This is a genomic window from Pseudomonas sp. VMV1 (assembly GCF_056790235.1).
On sequence record NZ_JBXGSE010000002.1, the window covers coordinates 149,902 to 173,192 of the forward strand.

The 23,291-nt window shown below is 66.5% G+C and carries 21 protein-coding genes; 8 read left to right on the forward strand and 13 right to left on the reverse strand.

Translation table 11 applies throughout. From position 1 onward, the window contains the following. Positions 1-328: 328 nt before the first annotated feature. Positions 329-1,222 carry a pyridoxal kinase PdxY gene (gene pdxY, locus ACUCV0_RS06210; protein WP_482212306.1) on the reverse strand — a complete coding sequence of 298 codons (894 nt, stop codon included), beginning with the start codon at positions 1,220-1,222 and terminating at the stop codon, positions 329-331. A 376-nt stretch (positions 1,223-1,598) separates the two neighbouring features. Here pdxY and ACUCV0_RS06215 point away from each other — a divergent pair, with 376 nt between their 5' ends. After that, positions 1,599-2,036: a DUF4345 family protein gene (locus ACUCV0_RS06215; protein WP_059315800.1), complete on the forward strand. Its 438-nt coding sequence runs from the start codon at positions 1,599-1,601 to the stop codon at positions 2,034-2,036. Here ACUCV0_RS06215 and ACUCV0_RS06220 read toward each other — a convergent pair whose 3' ends face one another. Then, the gene (locus ACUCV0_RS06220) at positions 2,037-2,969 is read right to left on the reverse strand and encodes a LysR family transcriptional regulator (RefSeq protein ID WP_482212307.1); all 933 of its coding nucleotides are present in this window, start codon (positions 2,967-2,969) and stop codon (positions 2,037-2,039) included. Between the two features lie 120 nt (positions 2,970-3,089). On the opposite strand from ACUCV0_RS06220, the gene fpr reads away from it, so the two are divergent. Both fpr and ACUCV0_RS06230 read left to right on the forward strand, forming a co-directional pair. Continuing rightward, positions 3,090-3,869 (forward strand): ferredoxin-NADP reductase, encoded by a 780-nt coding sequence (gene fpr / locus ACUCV0_RS06225; RefSeq protein WP_313649469.1) that lies wholly within the window; start codon positions 3,090-3,092, stop codon positions 3,867-3,869. 136 nt (positions 3,870-4,005) lie between these two features. Continuing rightward, entirely contained in the window at positions 4,006-4,692 is a 687-nt protein-coding gene (locus tag ACUCV0_RS06230; RefSeq protein ID WP_482212308.1) for a dihydrofolate reductase family protein, read from the forward strand. On the opposite strand, the gene ACUCV0_RS06235 is transcribed toward ACUCV0_RS06230, so the two are convergent. From ACUCV0_RS06235 to ACUCV0_RS06260, 6 genes are all read right to left on the reverse strand, one after another. Further along, entirely contained in the window at positions 4,689-6,914 is a 2,226-nt protein-coding gene (locus ACUCV0_RS06235; RefSeq protein ID WP_482212309.1) for a putative bifunctional diguanylate cyclase/phosphodiesterase, read from the reverse strand. The genes ACUCV0_RS06230 and ACUCV0_RS06235 overlap by 4 nt on opposite strands. Before the next feature lie 353 nt (positions 6,915-7,267). Then, positions 7,268-8,644 carry a nucleotide 5'-monophosphate nucleosidase PpnN gene (gene ppnN, locus ACUCV0_RS06240; protein ID WP_059315796.1) on the reverse strand — a complete coding sequence of 459 codons (1,377 nt, stop codon included), beginning with the start codon at positions 8,642-8,644 and terminating at the stop codon, positions 7,268-7,270. Between the two features lie 120 nt (positions 8,645-8,764). Next, the gene (gene tsaA / locus ACUCV0_RS06245) at positions 8,765-9,460 is read right to left on the reverse strand and encodes a tRNA (N6-threonylcarbamoyladenosine(37)-N6)-methyltransferase TrmO (RefSeq protein WP_482212310.1); all 696 of its coding nucleotides are present in this window, start codon (positions 9,458-9,460) and stop codon (positions 8,765-8,767) included. Between the two features lie 31 nt (positions 9,461-9,491). After that, positions 9,492-9,764: a hypothetical protein gene (locus ACUCV0_RS06250; RefSeq protein ID WP_313649473.1), complete on the reverse strand. Its 273-nt coding sequence runs from the start codon at positions 9,762-9,764 to the stop codon at positions 9,492-9,494. A gap of 69 nt (positions 9,765-9,833) precedes the next feature. After that, a complete protein-coding gene (locus ACUCV0_RS06255) occupies positions 9,834-10,460 on the reverse strand; it encodes a CatB-related O-acetyltransferase (RefSeq protein ID WP_313649474.1) in 627 nt (208 codons plus the stop codon). 67 nt (positions 10,461-10,527) lie between these two features. After that, positions 10,528-11,277: a haloacid dehalogenase type II gene (locus ACUCV0_RS06260; RefSeq protein WP_482212311.1), complete on the reverse strand. Its 750-nt coding sequence runs from the start codon at positions 11,275-11,277 to the stop codon at positions 10,528-10,530. Positions 11,278-11,376: 99 nt separating this feature from the next. Here ACUCV0_RS06260 and ACUCV0_RS06265 point away from each other — a divergent pair, with 99 nt between their 5' ends. After that, positions 11,377-11,964 carry an HAD family hydrolase gene (locus ACUCV0_RS06265; RefSeq protein WP_454253473.1) on the forward strand — a complete coding sequence of 196 codons (588 nt, stop codon included), beginning with the start codon at positions 11,377-11,379 and terminating at the stop codon, positions 11,962-11,964. A gap of 92 nt (positions 11,965-12,056) precedes the next feature. Further along, entirely contained in the window at positions 12,057-14,252 is a 2,196-nt protein-coding gene (locus ACUCV0_RS06270; RefSeq protein WP_482212312.1) for a hybrid sensor histidine kinase/response regulator, read from the forward strand. Here the strand turns inward: ACUCV0_RS06270 and ACUCV0_RS06275 are convergent. From ACUCV0_RS06275 to ACUCV0_RS06290, 4 genes are all read right to left on the reverse strand, one after another. Beyond that, the gene (locus ACUCV0_RS06275) at positions 14,249-15,250 is read right to left on the reverse strand and encodes an alpha/beta hydrolase (protein ID WP_482212313.1); all 1,002 of its coding nucleotides are present in this window, start codon (positions 15,248-15,250) and stop codon (positions 14,249-14,251) included. The two genes, ACUCV0_RS06270 and ACUCV0_RS06275, sit on opposite strands and share 4 nt — an antisense overlap. Before the next feature lie 18 nt (positions 15,251-15,268). Further along, the gene (ypfJ, locus tag ACUCV0_RS06280; protein WP_482212314.1) at positions 15,269-16,129 is read right to left on the reverse strand and encodes a KPN_02809 family neutral zinc metallopeptidase; all 861 of its coding nucleotides are present in this window, start codon (positions 16,127-16,129) and stop codon (positions 15,269-15,271) included. A 118-nt stretch (positions 16,130-16,247) separates the two neighbouring features. Further along, complete coding sequence (locus ACUCV0_RS06285; RefSeq protein WP_482212315.1) at positions 16,248-17,315, reverse strand: NAD(P)-dependent alcohol dehydrogenase; 1,068 nt, start codon at positions 17,313-17,315, stop codon at positions 16,248-16,250. 236 nt (positions 17,316-17,551) lie between these two features. Then, positions 17,552-18,484 carry a LysR family transcriptional regulator gene (locus ACUCV0_RS06290; RefSeq protein ID WP_313650087.1) on the reverse strand — a complete coding sequence of 311 codons (933 nt, stop codon included), beginning with the start codon at positions 18,482-18,484 and terminating at the stop codon, positions 17,552-17,554. 165 nt (positions 18,485-18,649) lie between these two features. Between ACUCV0_RS06290 and ACUCV0_RS06295 the strand changes: the two genes are divergently transcribed. From ACUCV0_RS06295 to ACUCV0_RS06305, 3 genes are all read left to right on the forward strand, one after another. After that, a complete protein-coding gene (locus ACUCV0_RS06295) occupies positions 18,650-19,714 on the forward strand; it encodes an SDR family oxidoreductase (RefSeq protein WP_454253469.1) in 1,065 nt (354 codons plus the stop codon). Positions 19,715-19,816: 102 nt separating this feature from the next. Next, positions 19,817-20,587 (forward strand): sulfite exporter TauE/SafE family protein, encoded by a 771-nt coding sequence (locus ACUCV0_RS06300; RefSeq protein WP_482212316.1) that lies wholly within the window; start codon positions 19,817-19,819, stop codon positions 20,585-20,587. A 470-nt stretch (positions 20,588-21,057) separates the two neighbouring features. After that, positions 21,058-21,945: an alpha/beta fold hydrolase gene (locus ACUCV0_RS06305; RefSeq protein ID WP_482212317.1), complete on the forward strand. Its 888-nt coding sequence runs from the start codon at positions 21,058-21,060 to the stop codon at positions 21,943-21,945. Positions 21,946-22,199: 254 nt separating this feature from the next. Here the strand turns inward: ACUCV0_RS06305 and ACUCV0_RS06310 are convergent, their stop codons facing one another. Continuing rightward, positions 22,200-23,171: a D-2-hydroxyacid dehydrogenase family protein gene (locus ACUCV0_RS06310; RefSeq protein ID WP_482212318.1), complete on the reverse strand. Its 972-nt coding sequence runs from the start codon at positions 23,169-23,171 to the stop codon at positions 22,200-22,202. Between the last annotated feature and the right edge of the window lie 120 nt (positions 23,172-23,291).

The window sequence follows — 23,291 nt, forward strand, 5'->3', positions numbered from 1 at the left end:
TGGGCTGAGACGGCTCCATCGTCGAAGCCCAACAGAGCAAGGTCGAGCCTGGCACCGTTGGGCTTCGCTGACGCTCAGCCCAACCTACGCACGACATTGCGCCTCGAACCACTGGCCGTAGGTTGGGTTGAGACGGCTCCATCGTCGAAGCCCAACAGAGCGCTGCAAACGTGGCACCGTTGGGCTTCGCTAACGCTCAACCCAACCTACGCACGACATTGCGCCTCGAACCACTGGCCGTAGGTTGGGTTGAGACGGCTCCGTCGTCGAAGCCCAACAGGCAGGCTCGAACGTGACGCCCTTGGGCTTCGCTAACGCTCAACCCAACCTACGAAAGCCGTTGCGCCTCGAACAGCTCGCTTGGACGCACGATCTGGTCGCGGGCGGCGATCAGGGGCAGGTCGCGGCTGCCGGGAGCGGTGCGGGCGACCAGGGCGTAGAGGGCGCTGACCGCGTGGGAGGCTGCCACGGGCGTCGATTGGCCGTTCAGCAACTGGCCGAGCAGCACCGCCGAGAAGACGTCACCCATGCCGTTGGGCAGTGGTTGCAGGTCCAGGTAGGGCGTCTGTACCAGCCAGGCATCCGCGGCCTCCACCACCAGGGTGCTGAGGACGTCGGCGGGCAGGTCCGGGGTGCGCAGGCTGGTGATGACGATGGTCGCCGGACCCGGTTGGCCCGGGCGCCCCAGCAGCAGGCGGGCGGCGCCCACGGCGTCGGCGGTATCCGCCAGCGGCTGGCCGTGCAGCAGCTCGAATTCGTAGTGGTTGGGGGTGATCAGGCTGGCCTGTTCGATGGCGCGACGGCGCAGGAAATCGGGGATGCCGGGACGCACGAAGATGCCGCGGCCGACGTCGCCCATCACTGGATCGCAGAGATAGTGCAGATCGCTGCGCTGGCGGCGGATCTCCTGGACCACCCCGAGGATCACCTCGCCGATGGCGGCGTCGCCCAGGTAGCCGGAGAGCACCGCCACGCAGCGTTCCAGGACGCCACGGGCGCGCAGGCCGTCGAGTACGTCGTGGATGTGTTCGGGCGGAAAGACCTGACCCTTGAATTCGCCGTAGCCGGTGTGATTGGAGAACTGCACCGTGTTGACCACCACTGGCTGCAGGCCGAGCAGTTGCAGCGGCAGGGTGGCGGCGGCGTTGCCGACGTGGCCATAGGCGACATGGGACTGGATGGACAGCACCAGCGGCGGCTGGGCGGGCAAGGCGGCGGGCATGGCGGTCACCTGGGCAGCGGGCTCGCGATCCGAGCCGAAAACGAAGAGTCTCTGCAGCTTACCCCAGCCCTTCGAGCGAACCCTAACCCGGATATGGCGGTCTGCATCGGCAGTGCGGATCGCTCCCTGCGCGGGGCGCCTCGGCTAGTGTGGTGTTTCAGCGGTTCGCGCAGGAATTGGCGAGTGATTTTGCATTGGCGAGGCGCCCCGACGAGTCATGGCAGGGCTATGGCGAGGAGTGGCAACGCCGCCAGGACGGTCCGCCGCTGCGGCCGAAAAGGCGCCGCCAAAAAAGTGTGCAGTTAACCTCTGGAACACCACACTGGCTACACTGGAGCGACTGTCATCCATCTCTGGCCCCAAGGAGAAACGGGGAATGTCCGAGCTTAGCTTCGCACGTCTGGTGTTGGGTCTGCAGGCCCTGGTCTGGTTTGGACTCGCCCTGGCGCACTGGTTCTATCCCTACGAGATGGCCAATGCCCGCGGCATGGTGCTGATGGATTCGGCGTCGGTGGCCGAGGCGCGGGTCTGGTATGGCGGCATGCAGTTCGCCCTGGCGCTGTTCGCCGTGCTGGCCTTTCGCCGGGCGGAGTGGCTGTCGGCCGGCCTGCTACTGGTGGCCTTCGTGCAGCTGACGCTGTTCGTGGTACGCCTGATCAGCGGCGTGCTGGGCGAGTCGGCCACCGCCGAGCTGGACCTCTATTCCCAGGGCTATCGCCTGGTCATCGGCATCCTCGCCCTGCTGGCGCTGCGCGCCCACCGCCGCCACGAGCAGCGGGAGCTGGAGAATCGCCGGATCTACCAGGGCCAGTAACTAGCGCCCTGGCCGGGGCCGCGCGGTGTCGATCTGATCGCTGCGGCTCAGGCCCAGGGTCAGCTGCCGGCAGAGGTCGAGGAATTCGACCATGGCCCCGGTCTGGTACTTCTGCTTGTGCCAGATGAAACAGAATTGCCGGCGCAGATCCAGCGTCGGGGTCTCGATGGGTACCAGGGTGCCGCGGGCGAAGGCGTCGCGCAGCGCCAGCCCTGACAGGCAACCGATACCCAGCCCCGATTCCACCGCCCGCAAGATGGCCTCGGTGTGCTCCAGCTCCAGGCGTACGTCCAGTGGCTGGGCATGATGGCGCATGGCCTGGTCGAAGGTCAGCCGGGTACCGGAGCCCTGTTCGCGCAGGATCCAGGCCTGGGCTTCCAACTCGGCCTGCGCGGCCTGGGTACCCGCCAGGGTGTGTCCGGGCGCGCAGAACACCACCAGTTCATCCTCGATCCAGGGCTGCACCTCCAGGTCCGGGTGCTGGCAATCGCCCTCGATCAGGCCGAGGTCGATGTCATGGTTGGCGATCCGCTGCACCACGCTGGCGGTGTTGTGCACATGCAGGCGGACCCGGCAATCGGGATGCCGCTGCATGAAGTCGCCCAGCAGCAGGGTGGCCAGGTAGTTGCCGATGGTGAGGGTGGCGCCGACCTCCAGGGAGCCGAAGCCGGTCTTGCCGCGCAGCAGATTCTCCACCTCGGCGCTGCGGTCCAGCAGGGCCACCGCCTTGGGCAGCAGCTGACGACCCAGGGCGTTGAGTGTCAAACGCTTGCCGGCGCGGTCGAACACCCGGCAGTCGAATTGCCGTTCCAGTTCGCCCAGGGCGGTACTGGTGGCCGACTGCGACAGACTGAGCGCCTCGGCCGCCCGGGAAACGCTTTCCTGGCGGGCCACGGCGACGAAGACCTCGAGTTGACGCAACGTGAATCTCATATCTGCCTTTTGGATAACCTATATTCGAATTATTCATTTCACGGATATTTTCCCTCTCTATAAACTGTCGCGCAATTTCTATCCAGCCCCGGGCTGTACCGATTTTTCCTGGAGTCATCGATGAGCAACCTGTACACCGAGCGCGTCCTGAGCGTTCATCACTGGAACGACACCCTGTTCAGCTTCAAGACCACCCGCAATGCGGGCCTGCGTTTCGAGAACGGTCAGTTCGTGATGATCGGCCTGGAGACCGAAGGTGGTCGTCCGCTGATGCGTGCCTACAGCATCGCCAGCCCCAATTACGAAGAGCACCTGGAGTTCTTCAGCATCAAGGTGCCGGACGGCCCCCTGACCTCGCGCCTGCAGCACCTCAAGGAAGGCGACAACCTGATGGTCAGCCGCAAGCCCACCGGCACTCTGATCCTCAGTGACCTCAAGCCCGCCAAGCACCTCTATCTGCTGAGCACCGGCACCGGCATGGCGCCCTTCCTGAGCACCATCCAGGATCCGGAAACCTACGAGCGCTTCGAAAAGGTGATCCTGGTCCACGGCGTGCGCTACGTGAACGAACTGGCCTATGCCGACTTCATCACCAAGACCCTGCCGGAGCACGAGTTCATCGGCGACCTGGTCCGCGAGCAGCTGATCTACTACCCCCTGGTCACCCGCGAAGAGTTCCGCAACCAGGGTCGTCAGACCGACCTGATGCGCAGCGGCAAGCTGTTCGCGGACATCGGCCTGCCGCCGATCAATCCGCAGGACGACCGCGCCATGATCTGCGGCAGCCCGAGCATGCTGGACGAGACCAGCGCCGTGCTGAACGAATTCGGCCTGACCATCTCGCCGCGCATGGGCGATCCGGGCGACTACCTGATCGAGCGCGCCTTCGTCGAGAAGTAACGCCGCACGCTCCACGAAAACCCGCCCTCCGGCGGGTTTTTCATGTGCGCAGCCAGCTGGGCTGAACTCCCCCGGCGCCGGGTCGGTCGGTTTCTGCAGGACGTGTCATGGCGACACGCCATTGCCGGGAGCCCCCATGAAGCCCTATGTGATCTGCCATATGATGTCGTCGGTCGATGGTCACGCCCTCACCGACGGCTGGGACCGTACCCTCAAGAAACAGGCCGATACGACCTACGAGCGCCTGGCCGAGCGCTTCGACTTCGATGCCTGGGCCTGCGGCCGGGTGACCATGGAAGAGATCGCCCACGGCGAGAGTTATCCCACGGGCGTCGCCCAGGCGCCCATCCCGCGCACCCACCACTTTGCCAAGCGCGATGCCAGCAAGTACGCCATCGCCATCGATCCCCAGGGCAAGGTGGCCTGGAAAAAGAACGAGGCGCTGGATTCCCACGTGGTGGCGGTGCTCTCCGAAGCGGTGAGCGACGATTACCTGGCGCATCTGCAGAGCATCGGTGCCTCCTATGTCTTCGGCGGCCAGCAGGAGCTGGACCTGGCGGCGGTGCTGGAACTGCTCAACACCGAGCTGGGCATCGAGCGGCTGGTGGTGGAGGGCGGTCCCCACGTCAGCGGCTCCTTTGTCGCCGCCGGCCTGGTGGACGAGATCAGCGTGCTGATCATCCCGCTGGTGGATGGTCGCGGCGCGCACCCGGCGTCCTTTGAAATCGCCGAGCAGGTCTGGCAGCAGCCGCTGTACCTGAGTCTGGATTCCGCCGAGGCCCAGGACGATGGCAGCGTCTGGCTGCGTTATCGTCGCGCCTAGCCGAGCGCCTTTGCCAGGGCCAGGGCGTCCGCTCCGGCCTCGGCAGCGGCCTCTAGCGGACAGATCCCGCTGGCATAGCGCGCGATCACCTCGGGTACCTGGGCCAAGGGTACCGGCCGGCTGATGTGATAGCCCTGGATGAAATCGCAGCCCAGGGCGCACAGCAGGCGCAGTTGCTCCAGGTGTTCGACACCCTCGGCGGTGACCTTGAGCTTGAGTGGCCGAGCCATGCCGATGATGGCCTGGACGATCTGGTGGTCGGCATTGCCCTCGACCAGCCCGGTGATGAAGGAACGGTCGATCTTCACGGTGTCGATGGGCAGGCGCTTGAGATAGGCCAACGACGAATAACCGGTGCCGAAATCGTCGATGGATACCGTCACGCCCAGGTCGCGGATGCGTTGCAGCAACTCGGCGGTGGGCTGGACATTCTTCACCAGGGCGTTCTCGGTCACCTCCAGCTCCAGTCGCCGTGGTGACAACCGGTGATCGTCCAGGCGCCAGGCGATCTGGCCGGGCAGGGCGTCGTTGCTCAGGCTCAGGGCCGAGCAGTTGACCGCGATGCGCAGGTCGGTGAGACCCGCGGCGGTCAGGTCGGCAAGGTCCCGGCAGGCACGCTTGAGTACCCAGGCATCCAGCTCCTCGATGAAGCCATTGGCCTCGGCGACGCCAAGAAAGAAGTTGGGCGCCAGTAGGCCAAGGCGGGGATGATCCCAGCGAATCAGGGCTTCGGCCTTGTCCAGGTGGCCGCTGGCGACGTCGAGGATCGGCTGGTAGTAGAGCTGCAGACCGCGCTCCTCGACCAGTGCCTCACGCAGTTCGGCCTCCAGCTCCAGTTGCAGCGAGATCTTCTCGCGCAGGGTCTCGTCAAAGAAGCTGTAGGTGTTGCGCCCGTTACCCTTGGACAGATAGAGCGCCAGGTCCGCGCTCTTGAGCAGCTCTTCGCAACAGCCACCATCGCGGGGATAGAGGCTGATGCCGATGCTGGTGGTCATCACCAGCGGGCGGCTACCGATGGTGATCGGATTGCGCAGTCGCTCCAGGATGCGCTGGGCGAGATGGCGTGCCTCGTCCGGCCCGGCGAGGCTGGCCAGGATGCAGAATTCGTCACCACCGAAGCGGGCTACCAGATCACCGTCGCGGACCGCGTCGCGGATGATCTTGGCCATGGCCACCAGCAACTGGTCGCCAGCGTCGTGACCGAGGCTGTCATTGATGCGCTTGAAGTGATCGATGTCGAGAAACATCACCGCCAGGCTGCGATTCTGCTGGGCATGGCGGTCGAGAATCTCGGCGAAGGCCTGGTTGAAGGAGCGCCGATTGTGCAGGTCGGTGAGAGGGTCGTAGTGCGCGGCCTGCTGCAGTGAGGCCCGGGCTTCGTCGAGCTGGCCGACCAGGGAGTTGACCCGCTCCAGGTCGTTTTCCTTGCGCTGCAGCTGGCGATCCGCCCAGGCTGCGCCCAGGCCACCTATCACCAGCAGCAGGGCGATGATGGCGATGCCCACGCCGAGCTGCCAGGAATTGCTGGCCCCTTGTAGCGGCCCCTCGGCCTGGGCGGGCGCGATCAGCACCATGGACCACATGCCGGTGAAGTGCATGGCGGCGATGGCCAGGCCCATCACCAGGGCGGTGGCCATGCGCAGCCAGCGGTAGATGCCGGTGTAGTGGCGACGAAAGATCTGGATCAGTTGCAGGGCGGCGAAGCTGGCGCCCACGGCGATGGCGATCGACAGCAAGAAGGGCGCCGGACGATAGAGCACCACCGCTTCGGTATGGGCGGCGGCCATGCCGGTGTAGTGCATGAACACGATGCCCACGCTCAGCACCAGACCGGCCTTGAGCCGCTGGCCGAGGGTAAGGTCGGGCTGGCTGAGGGCAGGCATGGCCATGAGGCCGGCCAGCACCACGATCAGCAGCGAGGCCAGGGTGACGAAGAGGTCGTAATGCACCCGGGTAGGCACGGTGAAGGCCAGCATGGCGATGAAGTGCATGCCCCAGACGCCGAAGCCGAAACTCAGGGCGCCCATCAGGCTCCAGGCACGTCGCCGGGCCATGGTACGGGTCTGGCCGATGCGCTCGGCGAACACCAGGGTGACATAGCAGGCGCTGACCGCGACCAGATAGGCGAGCGCCACCAACCAGGCGTCATGCTGGCCGTGCAGATGTACCTGGTCTTGGGTGAGAGGGGCGACGAGAAAGTCGAGTCCCAACCAGTTGTTCATTCCGTTGCCTCGGCAGGAAATCCAGCGCGACTGAACGAAGGCTGCCCGACCGGAGCTCGTCGATCCGGGCAGTCTTCACCACGGCAGTCGCCGCTTTGGGTTTAGCTTGCCTTGCCCTATCGGCGCGGTGAAGAGGGGCTTTAACGCACACCCAGGCAGTTAGCGCGCGAGGTTTTTTTCCAAGCAGGCAGGGGCGTTGGAAACGCGCCGGTCGAGCAAGGCGGAGCGCTCTAGATAGCTAGCTAGCGACTTTGTGATGGCACTTGGCCGGCAAAGCGACCGTTCGTCGAGCGGGGTGATGACGAACGGTCGAGTGCGGGAAAAACCGGCCGAAAAGACCGGCGTGAAAGGATTCAGCTGACCACGCGGTAGCAGGGCTCGTAGGCCGCGCCGCCCGGTAGCTTCATGCGGTGCTGCTCGACGAAGGCCTGCAGCAGCCGGTCCAGCGGGCGCATGATGTCGGGATCGCCATGGATCTCGTAAGGCCCGCGTTCCTCGATCAACTGGATGCCCTTGGCCTTGACGTTGCCCGCGACGATGCCGGAAAAGGCGCGCCGCAGGTTGGCCGCCAGTTCGTGGGGCGGTACGGCATGGGTCAGTTGCAGAGCCGCCATGTTCTCGTGAGTGGGATCGAAAGGACGCTGGAAGCCTTCCTCGATGCGCAGCAACCAGTTGAAGTGGAAGGCATCGTGACGCTCGCGGCGGAACTGCTTGACCGCCTTGAGGCCCTGGGCCATCTGCCGGGCCACCTCGACCGGATCGTTGACCACGATCTGGTAGTGGCGCTGGGCGGCTTCGCCCAGGGTGGCGCCGATGAAGGCGTGCAGCTGCTCCAGGTAGGGCGCGGCGCTCTGCGGCCCGGTGAGCACCACCGGGAAGGGGATGTCCTTGTTGTCCGGGTGCATGAGGATACCCAGCAGGTAGAGGAACTCCTCCGCCGTGCCGGCGCCGCCCGGGAAGATGATGATGCCATGGCCCGCGCGGACGAAGGCCTCCAGGCGTTTCTCGATGTCCGGCAGGATCACCAGTTCGTTGACGATGGGGTTGGGCGCCTCGGCGGCGATGATGCCCGGCTCGGTAAGGCCCAGGTAGCGACCACCTTGGATGCGCTGCTTGGCGTGGGCGATGGTGGCGCCCTTCATCGGCCCCTTCATCACGCCCGGGCCGCAGCCGGTGCAGATGTCCAGGCTGCGCAGGCCGAGTTCGTGACCGACCTTCTTGGTGTACTTGTATTCTTCGGTGCTGATGGAGTGACCACCCCAACAGACGACCATCTTGGGTTCGACCCCGGCACGCAGGGTGCGGGCGTTGCGCAGCAGGTGGAAGACGTAGTCGGTGATGCCCTCGGAACTCTCCAGGTCGATGCGCAGACTGCTCTGCTCGCTCTCGGTGTAGACGATGTCACGCAGGGCGCTGAACAGCATCTCGCGGGTGCTGGCGATCATCTCGCCGTCGACGAAGGCATCGGCCGGGGCGTTGACCAGTTCCAAGCGGACGCCGCGGTCCTGCTGATGGATGCGGATCTCGAAATCCTGGTAGGCCTCGAGGATGGTCTTGGCGTTGTCGCTGTGGGCGCCGGTGTTGAGGATGGCCAGGGCGCACTGGCGAAAGAGCTGGTAAAGCGTGCCCGAGCCGGCGGCGCTGAGCTGCTGGACCTCGCGCTGGGAAAGGGTCTCCAGGCTGCCCTTGGGGCTGACCTGAGCGTTGATGACCTGTCTGCTTGGAGCCATAGATGCTTCCCTATCGGTGATACGGCCGAACGGCGACCGTAGCCGGATGCGGACCGCTTCATGCGATCCGGCACTGTCATTGTTGGGGGCGCGGGCGCCGGAATGCAAACCGGGGCCGTGTCAGACCGCGGCGGTGACGTCTAGCACCTGGATGGAGGTCGCGGTTGGATAGTGCCAGTGCACCTCCACATCCCACAGCCGTACCCCGTAGCGCCGCTCGGGCGTCGGCGTCTGGTAGGCCGGTCGCGGATCCTGGGCCAGGCACTGCTCGATCAGCTCGGCCAGGGGTTCGCCCAGGCGCTGGCCATGGGCCTCGGCCTGGGCGCGCGCGGCCGCCGCCCAGCTGACCGCCAGTGCGGGCGGTGGCGCCTCGGCGATGGCGTTGTGGGCGCCCGGAGGGCTGTCGGCATAGGGCACATAGGGCTTGATATCCAGCACCGGGGTGCCATCGAGCAGATCGAGGCCCGAGAGCAGCAGCCGTCCTGGTTCGAGGCCGTCGAGGCGCACTACCGACTGGCCGATGCCGTTGGGTCTGTGGGTGGCGCGGGTAGCGAAGACGCCCAGGTAGCGATTGCCCCCCAGGCGCGGCGGTCGCACCCGCAGGCGCGGCTGGATTTCCAGGGCCTGATGGAAGAGGAACAGCAGCCAGACGTGGCTGACGCCTTCCAGGCCCTCCACCGCCTCGGGACGGTCGAAAGGCGGCAGCAGTTCCAGCACGCCGCGGGCGGCTGGCGCCAGGGCCGGCTGCCGGGGAATGGCGAACTTCTCCTTGAAGCAGGAACGGACGTGGCCGATGGGGGTGACGCTGTGCTGCATGGGACTGGGCCGTCTGATGCGGGGTCGACCATTATGCCCTGCTCGAGCCCTCCGGTAGCGTGGCGGCCTGGGCATCGTGCGCGTTGCGCCGCACGCCGCGCAGGTTCATCGCCGCCAGGCCCAGCTGGAGCATGATCAGCGCATAGGCTTCGGCCTGCAGGCCCCAGGCGATCCACAGGCTGTTGCTCAGGAGAAACACCCAGAAGCCCAGGTTGCGCCGGCCCTGGCGCTGGGAGGCCACCAGCCAGGCGGCGAGCAGGGTGATGGCCATGGCCGGCCATTGCAGCAGATCGAGCATTTCCATGGATGACCTTCAAAAGAGTGACTAATGAAGGTGAGCCTCTGGAGCCGTCCCGAGTTCCGGGCAGGGGGATCAGGGCGCCGGATGGCGCGCCTGGGCGTAGGCGATGAAACCCTCGATGTCGGGGCTGCACAGCCGTTCGCCAGCGGCGAGGATGTCCGCCTCCGGCCAGTCCCACCAGGCGATGTCGAGCAAGGCCTGACAGGTGGCCTCGGGAAAGCGCCACTTGATGAAGCGTGCCGGATTGCCGCCCACCACGGCATAGGGCGGCACGTCGCGGGTGACCACGGCGCCGGCGGCGACCACCGCGCCATGGCCGATGGTGACCCCGGACAGGATAAGGGCATCGGTACAGATCCAGCAGTCGCTGCCGATCACCACGTCACCGCGGGTACCGCCGTAGTCGGTGATATGGGCCAGGCCATCGACGAAGGCGGGGAAGGGGTAGGTGGTCACCCAGTCCAGCCGATGCAGACCGCCGAGCAGGATGCGTACCCCCTCGGCGATGGAGGTATAGCTTCCCAGACGCAGGGTGGCGCCTTCCTTGAGATCGAACACCTTGGGCGCGCCATAGGTGCCGGCGCCGATCTCGTAATCGGGCAGCTCGCGGCGCAGACGCGCCGTGCGCTGGTGCAGTCGGGGCAGGGCGGCCAGCGCCTGACGTTCACGTTTCTTGCGCAGCTTGTCGAGAAAACCCATGGCGATGCCCTGGCGAAGAGTATCCGGCAGGATACAGAAGCGTTCGGGCGTCGCTCAATCGCTGGGTTCAGCGCTGACTGCTGTCCTGGTCGGGGACCATGCCGGTCGCTGGCAATCCCAGCTGGTCGGCCAAGTCCTGCAGATCGCTCGCGTCGATATCCCAGCCACCGGCCGAGACCTCGCCGCCGGCCGAACCCTTTTCACGCGGGCGCTGGATGAAGGCGGTGGCCAGGCCCAGCTCCTTGGCTGCCTGCAGATCGCCGTTGTGGGCGGCGCAGAGCATCACCTGCTCGGGTTGCAGATCGAGCAGTGCGCAGGCGCCCAGGTACACCTCCGCGGCTGGCTTGTAGCGCCGGAACAGATCGGCGCCGAACAGCATGTCCCAGGGCAGCCCGGCATGCCGCGCCATGTCCAGCAGGAGGCTGACGTTGCCATTGGACAGGGCGCAGACGGGGTAGCCCTGGCGCAGCCGCTGCAGGCCCGGCACGGCATCGGGCCAGGGATCGAGGCGATGCCAGAGGCGATTGACCCAGGCCACCTCGGCATCGGTCAGGCCGACCAGGCCGTGGCGTGGCAGCAGTTCGTCCAGTGCCAGGCGATGAACGTCGTCGAGGGGCAGCCAGGGCAGGCTGCGTGCCTCGATCTGCGGCAGGATGGCCTCGTAGGCTTCGGCGCGCCAGGCATCGGCCAGCCGCTCCCAGTCGCCCTGGACGCCATGCTTGGCGGACAGCCCCTGCAGGCCGTTGACCAAGCTGCCGCGCCAGTCCACCACGGTGCCGAAGACATCGAAAAGTAGCGCCCGAACGGTCGTCGTCATGGGTAGACTCCTGCAGAAGGTTGTCTCCACCAGACGGAACACCCGTGACCAGGGTTCCCCCCGAGTGCCCGAAGGTCACCCCTGCCAAAGGATCTCCGCATGAAGCTGCGTCACCTCAGCCACTGGGTGTTCGACCTGGACGGCACCCTCACCCTGGCGGTACACGACTTCGCCGCCATTCGCCGCCACCTGGGCATTCCCGAGCAGGCCGACATCCTGCATCACCTGGCCGACCTGCCGGCCACCGAGCGCGAGGCCAAGCACGCCTGGCTGTTCGAGCACGAGCGGGAACTGGCCGTCGCCGCGCGCCCGGCGCCGGGCGCCGTGGACCTGGTGCGCGCGCTGCATGAGCGCGGTTGCCACCTGGGCATCCTGACCCGCAACGCGCGCGACCTGGCGTTGCTGACCCTGGCGGCCATCGGCCTGGAAGACTGCTTCGAGCCTGCCGCCGTGCTCGGCCGCGACGAAGCGCCACCCAAGCCCCATCCGGGTGGCCTGCTGCATCTCGCCGAGCGCTGGCAGGTGGCGCCCACCAGCCTGGTGATGATTGGCGATCACCGCTATGACCTGGAGTGCGGGCGAGCGGCGGGCTGCCGCACCCTGCAAGTCAACCAGCCTGGCGATCCCTGGCCGGCATCGCGCGACCAGCGTTTCGAGGACTGCACGGAAATCCTGGCGGCGCTTTGACGCTGTTAAAACGTCCACTAGGCGCAAATAGTCTGTCGGTTGCCTGGGGGATGGCTAAGATGCTGACTTTGGATTCATGCCAGGCCAGTCGTATGAGCCTTCAGCGATCTTCCAGCGATCAGCAGCCTGCCAGTGACCTGCGCCAGTACGAGCGCCAGACCCTGGAAAGCCTTGCCACCGGGCTGCCGTTGGCCAACGTGCTGCATGCCTTGATGCAACGGGTGGAGCATCTGGCGCAGGTGCGCCTGCATGCCTGCATCCTGCTGCTCAGCGATGACGGTCGTTTCTTGCAGGACGGGATCGCGCCGAGCCTGCCGGACGCCTACAGCCGCGATCTCGGTCGGCTGGAGATAGGTCCGCAGGCGGGTTCCTGCGGCACCGCCGCCTACCGGCGCGAAGCCGTCTATGTCGAGGACATTGCCCGCGATCCGCTGTGGGCCGGCGCTCGGGACCTGGCACTACGTTACGGCCTGCGCGCCTGTTGGTCGATGCCGCTGCTGGCCCTGGATGGCCGGCTGCTGGGCACCTTCGCCAACTATTTCCTGGAGCCGCGGCGCCCTCTGGCCGCCGAGCGCGACGCCTTTCGCCTGGTTACCGAGACCGCGGCCCTGGCCATCGAGCGTCATCAGGCGGATCTGCAGTTGCGCGAGAGCGAAGACCACTATCGGCACCTGGTGGAGCTCAATCCGCAATACACCTGGACCTGTGACCCCAGCGGCCGGCTCATGGTCTTCTCGCCACGCTGGCAGCAGCTGACCGGCCAGGGTGACTTGCAGGCCGAGGGCTTCTGGACGCTGCTGCATCCGGATGACCGCCTGGTGACCCGGCGAGCCTGGGACGCGGCGTGCCGCGCCGGCCAGGCCTACGATCAGGAGCATCGGGTGCGGCTGGCGGATGGCAGCCATTGCTGGATGCGCACCCGCGCCTATCCGCGCCGCGACGAGGCCGGGCGGGTGATCCGCTGGTACGGTACCAGCGAGGACATCGACGACCGTCGCGAGGCCGAGGAAGCGCTGCGCCGCGAGCGCGCCACCCTGGAGGTCCAGGTGCAGGCGCGTACCGCCGAGCTGGAGGAGCGCAACCGCCAGTTGCACGAGGAGATGCACAGTCGCGCCCAGGCCGAGGAGCTGCTGCGCCAGGCGCAGAAGATGGAGGCCGTGGGCCAGCTCACTGGCGGCATCGCCCATGATTTCAACAATCTCCTGGCCGGCATCCAGGCCAGCCTGGATCTGTTGCGCCGCCGGTTGCCGGCGGAGGCCCTGGCCGGTGTCGGCGGGCTGCTCGATACCGCGACCCAATCGGTGGGGCGAGGCGCCAGTCTCACCCATCGCCTGCTGGCCTTTTCCCGTCGGCAGACGCTCAATCCCCAGGCGGTCGACGTGGCCCGACTGATCGGCGACTTCCAGGAGTTGCTGCTGCACAGCCTGGGGCCGCAGATTCGCTGCCAGCTCGATCTGGATGCCAGGCTCTGGCAGGTCGATGCCGATCCCCACCAGCTGGAAAATGCCCTGCTCAACCTGGCCATCAACAGCCGCGATGCCATGCCCGCAGGGGGCACCCTGACCATCAGCGCGCGCAACTGGGTGCAGCGCGACGCCGACCCGGCGCTGCCAGCGGGTGACTACCTGCTGATCGAGGTCGCTGACGACGGCGTGGGCATGCCTCCGGAGGTGCTGGAGCGGGTGTTCGAACCCTTCTTTACCACCAAGCCCGTGGGCCAGGGGTCCGGGCTGGGGCTGTCCATGATCTATGGCTTCGTGCGGCAGTCCCGTGGCCAGGTGAACGTGACCAGTAGGCCGGGGCAGGGCTGTCGGGTGAGTCTGCTGCTGCCGCGTCATCCGGCCCCGCCGATCCGTGTGCCCCTGGCCGCCTCCAGCGCTAGGGTGGCCCGCGCGCTGCCTAGCGTCCGGGTGCTGCTGGTGGAGGACGATGCGGTCATTCGCGAGTTGCTGGTGCAGCTGTTCGTCGACCAGGGCTGGCGTTATCGCGATGCGGTCGATGCCGAAGCGGCCCTGGAGGCACTGCGCGAAGGCGAGGGCTTCGACCTGCTGATCACCGACGTTGGGCTGCCAGGGCTGAACGGCCGGCTGCTGGCCAACGCGGCCCGTACCCTGCGCCCGCACCTGCCGGTCCTCTTCATCACGGGGTATGCGGCGGGCAGCGAGCCGCCCGTGCCCCTGGTCGGTGAGCGGATGGTCGTATTGGCCAAGCCCTTCACCCTGGATGCCTTCGTCGCCAGGGTGCAGGACATCCTCAGTACCACTGAACGACTGGGTTTAGAGGGCTAGCCGCCAACGCCGAACAGCGCCCGGCGGCCTTGGGCGGAGGTGAAGATGGCATCGCCGTTGTGACCGACGCCGGGCACCTCCACCAGTTGCTGGCGCAGCCCCGGATGACGGTCTTGCAGGTAACGGTAGTAATTCAGCCCGCGTGCCAGACGATAGGGGCCCTGCGCTTCGGCGGCGCAGCTCTTGTCCAACGCCGGATGCTGCGGGTTGGTATCACGCGCGCCAAGCAGGTAGGTGATGTCCAGGCCCACATAGTGCTGCTCCAGACTCGCCACAGAGCGCCCTTCGGCATAGGTCGGCAAGCCCTGCATCCCATATTTCCAGGTGTCGAAATCCGCGCAGGCGGCAGCATTGGCGAAGGGCACAAGCCGGCCCTGGGCATCGGGTCGCTGGCCATCGAAATAGGCATAGGACGACGGATTGGCCACCACGAATCTCAGGCGGATGCCGCTGCTGGCCAATTGGCGCTCACCCTGGCCCAGGACGGCGTAGCGCTGCACCACCTGGCCACCGCCGGAATGGCCGGCGATCACCACCTCCTGCAGATTGGGCAGGTGCTGGCGGTCCGCCAGGCGAGCGAGGAGGGCGTCGAACACCGCGAAACTGCTCAAGGGTCGCGGGCCCAGGGCGGGCTCGCCGCCCATCCAGGCATTCCCTTGCCAGCGCAGCAGGTCGTCAGGCAATCGATGACGCTGGATATCCGTTTCGTTGAGAAACTGCGGGGCGATCACCAGGGTATCCTCGCCTGCTCCCGCTGCCGCCGTGGCCGTCTCGCCGGAGCGGAAATAGGTCGCGGCATTGCGCAGGCGGCCATGGACGATCACCAGGGCGCGGCGAATTTCCGGGTGCGGCTGATTCCAGTCGGTGGATAGCTGCAATGCGGCCTGCGCCTGACCGATCGGCAGGCGGTCGTCGACGATACGGGCGACGCCTTCGTGAGGCGCCGCCAGGACGGAGCCCCAGGCCAGCGCCAGGCACAGCGCGAGCAGCCGATGCATCGAGGATCTCCCGGGGGATCAGAGCGCCTTGGCGGCGAAGGTGTCGCAGCTCTCCACCTTGCCACTGTCGAAGCCCGCGCGGAACCACTTGACCCGCTGCGCCGAGCTGCCATGGGTAAAGGAGTCCGGCACCACGCGACCTTGGGACTGGCGTTGCAGGCGGTCGTCGCCAATGGCGTTGGCGGCGTTCAGGGCCTTTTCCAGGTCACCCGGCTCCAGCCAGTTCAAGCGTTTCTGGGCATCGTTGGCCCAGACCCCGGCATAGCAGTCGGCCTGCAGTTCCAGCCGCACCGACAACCCGGTGGCACCTTCGGTGGGGATGCCACGGCGACGAGCCGCTTCCATCTTGCTGGTGGTGCCGGTGAGGTTCTGCACGTGGTGCCCGACCTCGTGGGCGATGACATAGGCACGGGCGAAGTCGCCATCGGCGCCGAAGCGCTGCTGCAGTTCCTGGAAGAAGGTGAGGTCTAGGTAGACCTTGCTGTCCGCCGGGCAATAGAAGGGGCCGCTGGCCGCCGTGGCGCCACCGCAACCGGATTGCACCTGGCCGTTGAACAGCACCAGCTTGGGCGGCTGATACTGCTCGCCATGGGCCTGGAAGATGCGCGTCCAGGTATTTTCGGTCTCGCCCAGCACCACACGGACGAAGTCCACCTGGCGATTGTCGGCCGGGGCGGTGGTTTCCTGTTGGCTCGGCGCGCTCTGGCCGCTGAGGCTGATCAGGTTGCCCAGGATCTGCGTCGGGCTCTGGCCGCTGAGCAGGCCGAACACCACCACCAGGGCCACGCCGCCCAGGCCCAGGCCGCCGCCGATCTTCATGCCGCGTCCACCGCTGGCCTGTTCTACATTGTCGCTACGTTGTCCCTTGTCCCACTGCATGGCGGCCGCCTCGTTATTGTCGTCATCGCTAGGACCGCAGGGCGCGCCAAAAATGCGTTACCGGAAATGACAACGCCCGCGACGGGCGCGGGCGTTGTCGGCGGAACGGAGCGCGGGATCAGGCCGCGGTCTGGCCCTGCTTGAGGCTTTGCATGTCGATCACGAAGCGATACTTCACATCGCTCTTGAGCATGCGCTCATAGGCTTCGTTGATGTCCTGGATGGCGATCTGCTCGATGTCCGAGATGATGCCGTGCTTGGCGCAGAAATCCAGCATCTCCTGGGTCTCGCGGATGCCGCCGATGAGCGAACCGGCCAGCTGGCGGCGCTTCATCACCAGGTTGAACACGCTGGGCGCCGGGTGCGGCTCGGCGGGTACGCCGACCAGGGTCATGGTGCCGTCCCACTTGAGCAGGGTGAGGAAGGCGTCCAGGTTGTGCGGCGCGGCCACGGTGTTGAGGATGAAGTCGAAGCTGTTGGCATGAGCGGCCATCTCGTCTTCGTTCTTCGAGACCACCACTTCGTCGGCGCCCAGACGCAGGGCGTCGTCCTTCTTGTTGGCGCTGGTGGTGAAGAGCACGACATGGGCCCCCATGGCGTGGGCGATCTTCACGCCCATGTGGCCCAGGCCACCCAGACCGACGATGCCGACCTTCTTGCCCGGGCCGACCTTCCAGTGGGCCAGCGGCGAGTAGGTGGTGATGCCGGCGCACAGCAGCGGTGCCACGGCGGCCAGGTTTTCGGTGTGGCTCACCTTGAGCACGAACTTCTCGTTGACCACGATGTGGTCGGAGTAGCCGCCCTGGGTGTTTTCGCTGCCACCGTAGAGGTTGCCGTTGTAGGTACCGGTGAAGCCATTCTCGCAATAGGATTCTTCGCCGGCATCACAGGGGGCGCAGTGCTGGCAGCTGTCGACCATGCAGCCGACGCCGACGCTGTCGCCGACCTTGAAGTTCTTCACGTGGGCACCGACCGCGGTAACGGTGCCGACGATCTCGTGGCCGGGCACGGACGGGAAGAGGGTGTTGTTCCACTCGTTGCGTGCGGTGTGCAGGTCGGAATGGCAGACGCCGCAGAAGAGGATGTCGATCTGCACGTCGTGGGCGCCCGGCACGCGGCGCTCGAAGGAGTAGGGCGCCAGGGGCTGGTCGGCGGACTGGGCAGCGTAGCCTTGGGCTTGGCTCATGAGATACCTCATCTAGATGGTGGAACGGGGGCGGCCAGGCGGGCCTGGCCAGCTAGCAAACCATCGATCCTGCGCAGCCAGGCACGGCGGCGCCAATCGATCGTCTCGATAATCGTCATGCTGCCCATCGATGGAACTCGGGTCAGGCAGGGTTACGACGTTTTACGACCGGGGTGTCTGGGACGATGTTCCCGTGGCGCACGGCCTGGTGCGACGCAGCCGTCGACCGGTCGTGCCTAGCGGGACATCCGCGGCGCCACGGTAGGCAACAGGCGCGTGGCCAGGTGGTCGAGCAGCAGCCGGACCCGGGGTAGGGTCTCGCGACTGCGCGGCCATACCAGGTTGATCGGCGAGCCGTCGACGGCATGCTCGGGCAGCACATCGACCAGGGCGCCAGTGGCCAGGTGCTCGGCGATCAGCCAGGTCGGCAGCTGGGCGATGCCATGGCCAGCCAGCGCCGCCAGCACCTCGCCTTCGCCATCGCCCACTACCAGCCGCGGCTGGAACACCCAGCGTTCGCTATCGCCCGGCTGCTCGCCGCGCAGCTGCCAGGGGCTGACCAGGCCGTCGGCCTGGCGAAAGCCGATGCACTGGTGATCGACCAGGTCGGTCGGGGTCTGGGGTCGGCCATGCTGGGCAAGATAGGCCGGAGCGGCGCAAAAGACCTGGCGCTGGGTACCGAGGAAGCGATGCCCCAGGCTGGCCGGCCAGGCATCGGAGCCGCCGATGCGCACCAGGATGTCGATGCCCTCGTGCACCGGATCGACGAAGCGATCGGCGAACGACAGATCCGGTTGCAGCAGGGGATAGCGGTGCAGCAGCTCCAGGATCAGCGGCAGTACGTGCAGGCGGCCATAGGAAGCGGGCAGGTCGATGCGCACCCGGCCATGGGGCTCGCCCTCCTGGGCGGTCAGCCCCAGCTCGGCCTGTTCCAGCTCGGCCAGCACCCCGGTGCAGGTGCGATAGAAACTGGCGCCGGCCTCGGTCAGGCTCAGGCGGCGGGTGGTGCGCTGGAACAGCCGCACGCCCAGCCGGCTTTCCAGTCGCGCCACGCTCTTGCCGACGGCCGAACCGGTGAGATTGAGCCGCTCGCCGGCGGCGGTGAAGCTGCCGAGATCGGCCACGGTGACAAAGACGTCGAGGCCCTTAAGACGTTCGGAAGAATACAAGGGCAGTTCCTTATTGTGGAATCTGATTCCGGTGAAAGAGGAATTTATACCCAGGATACGCCGTTAATTCTCCAATAGGCTGGAATCAACCCTGAGACAAGGCACTCCCTTATCTACAGCGCCTGCGACTGCCGCAGGCTCTCTCTCAACCCTATTGGAGGTTTCATGCGCAAGGGCACTGCTCTTATCGTTGGCGTTACCGGCATTTCCGGCTACAACCTGGCCCACACCCTGGTGGCTTCGGGCTGGACCGTCTATGGCCTGGCCCGTAAACCCGTGGCCCAGGAAGGCGTCATCCCGGTCGCCGCCGACCTGCTGGATGCCGAGTCCACCCGCCAGGCCCTGGCCGGCCTGCCGATCAGCCACGTGTTCTTCTGCACCTGGACCCGCCGTGACACCGAGAAGGAAAACGTCGAGGCCAATGGCGCCATGATGAACAACCTCTGCCAGGCCCTGGCCGGCGCGCCGCTGCAGCACCTGGCGCTGGTCACCGGCACCAAGCACTACCTGGGTTCCTTCGAGGAATACGGCAGCGGCAAGGCCGAGACGCCCTTCCGCGAGAGCGAACCGCGCCAGCCCGGCGCCAACTTCTACTACACCCTGGAAGACATCCTCTTCGCCGCCGCCGAGCAGCATGGCTTCGGCTGGAGCGTGCACCGCTCCCACAGCATGATCGGCCAGGCCAAGGGCACCAACGCCATGAACATGGGCCTGACCCTGGCGGTCTATGCCTCCCTGTGCAAGGCCACCGGCCAGCCCTTCGTCTTTCCCGGCTCCCGTACCCAGTGGGACAGCCTGACCGACGTCACCGATGCCGGCCTGCTCGCCGAGCAGCTAGAGTGGGCGGCCCTGGCACCGGCGGCGCGCAACCAGGCGTTCAACACCGTCAATGGCGACGTCTTCCGCTGGCGCTGGCTGTGGAGCGAGATCGCCGCCTTCTTCGACCTGGAGCCGGCACCCTATCCAGAGCAGCCCATGCCGCTGGAAGCGCGGATGAAGGACACGGCCCCGGCGCAGTGGCGCAAGCTGGCCGAGGAGCACGACCTGGTGGAAGCCGATGTCGACAAGCTCGCTTCCTGGTGGCACAGCGACGCCGACCTCGGTCGCGAGATCGAATGCCTCAACGACATGACCAAGAGCCGCGACCTGGGCTTCTTCGGCTATCGCGACACCCGGGCGAGCTTTCTCGACCTCTTCACCCGCCTCAGAGCCCAGCGCCTGATTCCCTGAGTCGCTCTGGATCGCCGGTTCCCGTGAACGCGGGCAGCCGGCGGTTTTCACGAGCCGTTCCGGGGGCGCAGAATGCGATTTCCTGTCGCAGGATGCGCTCCCATGCTCGAAACCCTCGCTGCCCTCGTTCCCGTCTTTAGCCCGCTCGACTGGCTGTTCATCGAAGCCATCGTGGTCCTGGCCTATCTGATCTTCGGCGTGGCCGGTTTCGGCAGCGCCCTGGTCGCAGGTCCCTTGCTCACCAGCTGGATGCCGCTGTCGCGCATCGTGCCGCTGCTGGTGATGCTGGATTTCCTCGCCTCCTTTCATAACTGGCTGCCGGATCGCCGCGCCATTGCCGGGCGCGAACTCAGGCGATTGCTGCCGATGCTGCTGCTCGGCGCCGCCCTGGGCACCTACCTGCTGATGCGCACCGATGCCCGGCTGCTGATGCTCTGGCTGGGGCTCTTCGTGGTCGCCTATTCCACCTACAGCCTGCTCACGCCCAAGGGTTTTCGCCAGCTGGCGCCGGCCTGGTCGATCCCCGCAGGTGGCGTCGGAGGCCTGTGTGGCGCGCTGTTCGGCAGTGGCGGGTTTCTCTATGCGCTCTATCTCAACGGCCGCCTGGAAGACAAGAACGCCATCCGCGGCACCCAGAGCTTTCTCATCGGCTGCAGCGCCTCCATTCGCATCGTCCTGCTGCTGATCGCCGGAGCCTACAGCGACGGCAGCCTGCTGCTACTCGCCGTCTGCCTGCTGCCGGCCATGCTGCTCGGCGGTTGGGTCGGTCGCCACCTGCAACGGCGCCTGTCCCGCGAACGCTTCACCCGGTTGGTGACCTGGCTGGTGCTGGTCTCCGGCGTGACCCTGATCGGACGGTATCTGGCGGGGTAGTCAGGCCATCCTGGGCGGAAGATCCGTAGGTTGGGGTTGAGACAGCTTCATCGTCGAAGCCCAGCGGGGCCGCACCGTGGAATGTTGGGCTTCGCTGCGCTCAGCGCCAACCTACGTCGCTGGAGACCCTGATCGGACGGTATCTGGCAGGGTAGTCAGGTCATCCCGGGGCGGAAGATCCGTAGGTTGGGTCGAGACAGCTTCATCGTCGAAGCCCAACGAGGCCGGATCCCCGCGTTGGGCTTCGCTGCGCTCAACCCAACCTACGTCGCTGATCGCGGCCATGCCGGTGCGCCGTAGCGACCGCTCCTACGGGAAACGGATACCCCCGTAGGAGCGGCCCATGGCCGCGATGCTCCTGGATCGCCATAGGATGGAAAACCTCCTGGCGTTTTCCATGACGCCTCGACGTCGGGAACTCCCAAGCCCACCTGAGTCTCCGCTCTAGAGCCCCTTTGCGGAGAACTCCCATGCTCACCTCCATCCAGGCAGGCGTATTGGACGTGACCTATCAGGTCCAAGGACCGGAAAATGGCCCGCCGGTCCTACTGCTGCACGGCTTTCCCTACGACATCCACGCCTACGATGAGGTGGCCAACGAACTGGCCGCCGAGGGCTGCCGGGTCTATGTGCCCTACCTGCGTGGCTATGGCGCGACGCGCTATCTGAGCGCCGACACCCCGCGCTCCGGCCAGCAGGCCGCCCTGGCCCACGACGTCCTGGCGCTGCTCGATGCCCTGGGGCTCGAGCGGGCGACCCTGGCTGGCTATGACTGGGGCGGTCGCGCCGCCGGTATCGTGGCCGCGCTCTGGCCGGAGCGGGTCGCGGGGCTGGTGCTGGGCGACGGCTATCCGATCCAGGACATCGCCACCGCCGCTACCCAGCCTGGCGCCCCGGAGGCGGAATTGCGCTATTGGTACCAGTACTACTTCCACGGTGAGCGGGGCCGCGCAGGCCTGGCGGCCCATCGCCGCGACTTCTGTCGCCTGCTCTGGTCACTGTGGTCGCCCAGCTGGCACTTCAGCGACACCACCTACGCGCTTACCGCCGCAGCCTTCGACAATCCCGATTTCGTCGACACCGTGATCCACTCCTATCGCCACCGCTACGGCCTCGCGCCGGATGATCCGGCCTATGCCGAGACCGAGCGCCGGCTCGCCATGCAGCCGCCCATCAGCGTGCCCACCACGGTATTGGCCGGCGCCGACGACGGCGTGACGAAGGTGCAGGGCGAAACCGTTGTAGCCCGGCATTTCCGTGGGCCTTTCCACTACGAGGTGCTACCCGACTGCGGCCACAACATCCCCCAGGAAGCGCCCGCTGCCTTCGCCGCCGCGGTAAGGGAGCGGCTTCCGTAGGTTGGCGTTGAGACGGTTCCACCGTCGAAGCCCAACGCCAGACCGCGCCGTGGACTGTTGGGCTTCGCTGCGCTCAACCCAACCTACGCTGAGAAAGGCACTCGATTCGTAGGTTGGGCTGAGACGGCTCCATCGTCGAAGCCCAACAGGTGCGGTAAAGCCAGAGCCGTGGAAAACGCCGCGCGGTTTTCCACCCTACGGAGATTCGAGCGTAGGGTGGATAACGGCGCAGCCTTATCCACGCGCACCCGGCCCTACCGTCCCAACACCTCCGGATTGGCCAGGCCGGTCGGTTCGCCGGCGAAGAAGCCCACCAGGTTGGCGAAGGCCTCGCCGAAATAGAGTTCGTAGCTGTGCTTTTCCACGTACCCCAGGTGCGGGGTGCAGAGCACCTGGGGATGGGCGAGCAGGGGATCGTCCGGCGCCACCGGCTCCTGCTCGAAGACATCCAGCGCCGCTTGGCCGGGATGCCCCCGTTCCAGCGCCGTGAGCAGGGCGCCGGGTTCGATCAGGCCGGCGCGGGCGGTGTTGACCAGCAGGGCGCTCTTCTTCATCCGCGCCAGGTCCTCGGCGCGCACGCAGCCGCGGCTGCGCTCGCTGTACCTGAGGTGCAGACTGATGACATCGGCCTCGGCGAAGAAAGACTCCTGGCTGGTCGCCGCGCGATGGCCGTCGGCTTCGGCGCGGGCGCGCGAGGCCTCGCTGCCCCAGACCAGCACCGGCATGCCGAAGGCCTGGCCGTAGCGCGCCAGGCGCTGACCGATCTTGCCGTAGCCCCAGATGCCGAGGAGCTGCCCGTCCAGCCGTTCGCCCAGGTTGACCTGCCAGCGTCCGGCATAGAGGGCGTCGATGGCCGGCTTGAGCTTGCGGCGGGCCATGAGGATCAGCGTCCAGGTCAGCTCGGCGGTGGAGACCGGCGAGCCACTGCCTTCGCACACCGCCACGCCCTGGCGAGTGCAGGCGGCCACGTCGAGGTGGGCAGTGGCCTTGCCGGTCTGGCTGATCAGCTTGAGCCGCGGCAGGTGCGCCAGCAGCTCGGCGTCGACGCGGGTGCGCTCGCGGGTCAGCACCAGGGCATCGGCGTCACGGAAGCGCTCCACCAGCACCTTGGGATCTCGTTCGGCGTCGTGGTAGAGCGTCACCTGATGCCCGGCGCGCTGGAGCAGGGGGTAGCAATCCAGGGTTTCGACGACGTGCTGGTAGTCGTCGGGGATGACGATATGCATGGCGGGCTCCGTTGTTGTTCTGGACCGCCAGTGGAGCACCTGCAAGGTCGTCCGACAAGATGGGTAGCGCGACGGTGGACAAGGCTGCGCCGTTGTCCACCCTACCGGTAGCCTGGAAAA

Bases quoted from the DNA above. Each gene is read 5' to 3' on its own strand.
- pdxY (WP_482212306.1), bottom strand. From the start codon at position 1,222: ATGCCCGCCGCCTTGCCCGCCCAGCCGCCGCTGGTGCTGTCCATCCAG.
- ACUCV0_RS06215 (WP_059315800.1), top strand. From the start codon at position 1,599: ATGTCCGAGCTTAGCTTCGCACGTCTGGTGTTGGGTCTGCAGGCCCTG.
- ACUCV0_RS06220 (WP_482212307.1), bottom strand. From the start codon at position 2,969: ATGAGATTCACGTTGCGTCAACTCGAGGTCTTCGTCGCCGTGGCCCGC.
- fpr (WP_313649469.1), top strand. From the start codon at position 3,090: ATGAGCAACCTGTACACCGAGCGCGTCCTGAGCGTTCATCACTGGAAC.
- ACUCV0_RS06230 (WP_482212308.1), top strand. From the start codon at position 4,006: ATGAAGCCCTATGTGATCTGCCATATGATGTCGTCGGTCGATGGTCAC.
- ACUCV0_RS06235 (WP_482212309.1), bottom strand. From the start codon at position 6,914: ATGAACAACTGGTTGGGACTCGACTTTCTCGTCGCCCCTCTCACCCAA.
- ppnN (WP_059315796.1), bottom strand. From the start codon at position 8,644: ATGGCTCCAAGCAGACAGGTCATCAACGCTCAGGTCAGCCCCAAGGGC.
- tsaA (WP_482212310.1), bottom strand. From the start codon at position 9,460: ATGCAGCACAGCGTCACCCCCATCGGCCACGTCCGTTCCTGCTTCAAG.
- ACUCV0_RS06250 (WP_313649473.1), bottom strand. From the start codon at position 9,764: ATGGAAATGCTCGATCTGCTGCAATGGCCGGCCATGGCCATCACCCTG.
- ACUCV0_RS06255 (WP_313649474.1), bottom strand. From the start codon at position 10,460: ATGGGTTTTCTCGACAAGCTGCGCAAGAAACGTGAACGTCAGGCGCTG.
- ACUCV0_RS06260 (WP_482212311.1), bottom strand. From the start codon at position 11,277: ATGACGACGACCGTTCGGGCGCTACTTTTCGATGTCTTCGGCACCGTG.
- ACUCV0_RS06265 (WP_454253473.1), top strand. From the start codon at position 11,377: ATGAAGCTGCGTCACCTCAGCCACTGGGTGTTCGACCTGGACGGCACC.
- ACUCV0_RS06270 (WP_482212312.1), top strand. From the start codon at position 12,057: ATGAGCCTTCAGCGATCTTCCAGCGATCAGCAGCCTGCCAGTGACCTG.
- ACUCV0_RS06275 (WP_482212313.1), bottom strand. From the start codon at position 15,250: ATGCATCGGCTGCTCGCGCTGTGCCTGGCGCTGGCCTGGGGCTCCGTC.
- ypfJ (WP_482212314.1), bottom strand. From the start codon at position 16,129: ATGCAGTGGGACAAGGGACAACGTAGCGACAATGTAGAACAGGCCAGC.
- ACUCV0_RS06285 (WP_482212315.1), bottom strand. From the start codon at position 17,315: ATGAGCCAAGCCCAAGGCTACGCTGCCCAGTCCGCCGACCAGCCCCTG.
- ACUCV0_RS06295 (WP_454253469.1), top strand. From the start codon at position 18,650: ATGCGCAAGGGCACTGCTCTTATCGTTGGCGTTACCGGCATTTCCGGC.
- ACUCV0_RS06300 (WP_482212316.1), top strand. From the start codon at position 19,817: ATGCTCGAAACCCTCGCTGCCCTCGTTCCCGTCTTTAGCCCGCTCGAC.
- ACUCV0_RS06305 (WP_482212317.1), top strand. From the start codon at position 21,058: ATGCTCACCTCCATCCAGGCAGGCGTATTGGACGTGACCTATCAGGTC.
- ACUCV0_RS06310 (WP_482212318.1), bottom strand. From the start codon at position 23,171: ATGCATATCGTCATCCCCGACGACTACCAGCACGTCGTCGAAACCCTG.